At 43.6% G+C, this 2,510-nt stretch carries 2 protein-coding genes; one reads left to right on the top strand and one right to left on the bottom strand.

The window, feature by feature from the left end:
- On the top strand, positions 1-286 hold a 286-nt coding region (locus K8S13_RS16330), incomplete at its 5' end, for a hypothetical protein (protein ID WP_291464123.1).
- Between the two features lie 10 nt (positions 287-296).
- On the opposite strand, the gene K8S13_RS16325 is transcribed toward K8S13_RS16330, so the two are convergent.
- Positions 297-2,393, bottom strand: coding sequence for a DUF2298 domain-containing protein (locus tag K8S13_RS16325; protein ID WP_291464122.1), 2,097 nt, complete (start codon positions 2,391-2,393; stop codon positions 297-299).
- Positions 2,394-2,510: the final 117 nt, after the last annotated feature.

The raw sequence follows: 2,510 nt of genomic DNA, 5'->3' as shown, positions 1-2,510 counted from the left end.
TTTGATTGCACCCGGTCTTCTTCAGGCAGCGCCAATCGCAATGGTTACTGCTGGCTGCGAGGATTTTTATAGCCAAAGCGGCATACAGTCGTCGGGCGATTTAAGAATCATGGAGGTTGGGCAGACAATTTCTGGTACGGTTATGGATGTTCCTAAATTATCTAAATTCGGGATTAAAGAAACCAGAGTCGGTGACAAGGTTCACTTAACCATGCTCAAAGACGGCAGGCTTAAAATATCCATCATGTCAGTAAAGCAGGAGAAGATTATTCAGCTTAAGAAATGAAAAAAAGGCTTTATCGGTCAGGGTTGGAAGATGGTGTATCTACTTTATAGATACGGGTGTCTCCGGCCTTAAATGCCAGAATACCAAGTGTTGTGAACCGCTGTTCATCAATGGGCCCGAAGTCATCCTGTTCAAGTTTGCCCACAATGATATAGCTGATATTATAATATTTAATTAACTGCCTGACTTTTTTTGGATCATCAGATGTATAAATCTGATGGATATGGTCCAGCCTTTCAATAACGATTTGTTCATTGTTATGCCACAGGATAGCGTGATTCTGCCATCCCAGCACCGAGGGAAGGCCTGTGGCGGAAGATATATGGTTGTAAAGGGAATAGCTTTTTCCGGGGGCTTCAACAATTACCGGCGCACCTTTAATCGTTGTGTTTAACCATTGAATCGCTTCAATGCTTCCCAAAGGCCCCCATTTTAAATAGTGAAACCCGTTAAGTGTTTGAAATTGTCCAAAGTTATAAAACTGGGGAATTCCCAGGAAGGGAAATATGGACAAAAGGCAAAAGACCAGGGCAAGTAATGCAATTGCCGGTTTTTTCAAGATAGAACCGGTCAGGTGCCAAATCGTGCTGAGGATCATGAATCCTGCCGTAATCGAGCTTATTATATGGGCACTGTACGTAAGTTTGAACATGGTATTGGCTCGTCGGGATATCTGGGGAAGGGCATCTTTAATAACGATTACTTCAGGAATGGCAATGAGCAGAAGACTTGTCAAAAAACAGGCCAGGACAAAGAGATCTATCTTTTCAAGATAAGATTGATTTTGTTTTTTCCTTAATACCAGACTGAGAAGATAAAGGCTTGCAATGATCCAGAACCCGCCATGGAGAATAAAAAGCTGCCATATGGGGCTTTTGTGATCCGTCCATTCAAGCCCCTGGGAAAAGGGCGTAAAGTTTTTGGAAAACGACAGAGCAAATAAAAATGCCGGAATCAGGACCGCAAGACCGCTGATACCTGCGATGATCACATGACGGAACCATTTGATTCCAGAAAAGGATTTGATTCCAGAAGAGTGCATGGGTTTTAAAACAAGGCAGAGTACTAAAAACAGCAGAAGTCCGAAATTCAGCACATCCCAGGCATTTGTCATGAAAAAAACAGCAAATAAAAAGCCAAAACCTGTGATTTGTTTGACGGGAAGATATAGGATGGATGTGGCTTTTGTAAAATCCCTGTCTGTCTGCCAGCAAACAAAGTGTAATAAAACAGCAAAAAAAAGCAGAACCACGGGCAGATTCAACATGTGAGCATGCAGATCCGCCACAATAAAACTATAGGCGGGAAATTCATGGATCACCTGGTCTGATGTGGGCGGATCATATCCGATAAACCTTGTGGCATTCGCAAACCAATAGTTTGAAAAAATTCTGCTGAATCCGTTATTGAGAATGTTTTGACTGGCTTTAAAGGCCGGATGAAGGTTTCCGCCAAAAGTCAGAAGAAAGGATGATATGCCCCCGGCAATGAAAAAAGAGGGAAAGGATGTGATCCGGCTTTTTTTTAAGGATATAAGGTTGCCCCCGAGGCTGAAGCCGAAAGTGAGTACCTGGGCAAAAATCGTGGCAATCAAAAGGTTGTAGCATACTGCCGGGGAAAAGCCGGAAAGAGCTGTCATCACAGCGGCTTGAAAATGGCCGAAATAGTAGTAATTGATGGTTTTACCGGCGAACCACATGTCGCAGGGCGGCATGGTGTCAGCCCTGAGAATGGCATTGACAAAGCCAAAGTCCATGCTTTTTTCAAGGCTGTTCAAAGAGGGCTCCATACCCCGTAAAAGCGCCCAGGCCAGCAGAGCCGTCAAAAAAAGTAATTCCTCAAAAATCCAAACCCTTAACAGTTTTTTTGTCAGTATACCCTTGATCCCGGACTGTCCCCACCAGAACAAAAGCCCTCCGACAACCACTGCCATGCAAATAATCAGGCTCCTGGAAAAACAGATCATTTTCAGGCTGGTCAATAAAAAAATAATATAAGTTATTGATAATGTGGCAATGATTTTTGAAAAATGATAACCTTTGTCCTTGAAACCGGGGAAAAGAGAGAAGGCAGCAGTTCTACAGGGAAAATAGACGACAAATATCATAAGCCACCGGGGAAGGATAAGGCATGGGACCTCCATAAGGCACGATTGAACTCTTTGAGTATGAACTAAGATAGGAGATGAGCCAGACAGCCGCCTACACAGTCGACGTGAGGGCCG

Source organism: Desulfobacula sp. (assembly GCF_021107415.1).
Note: the sequence above shows the minus strand (reverse complement) of the source record. Positions and strands in the feature narration are given on the sequence as shown.

Excerpts from the sequence above, each read along its gene's own strand:
- K8S13_RS16325 (WP_291464122.1), bottom strand. The coding sequence starts at position 2,393 with ATGATATTTGTCGTCTATTTTCCCTGTAGAACTGCTGCCTTCTCTCTT.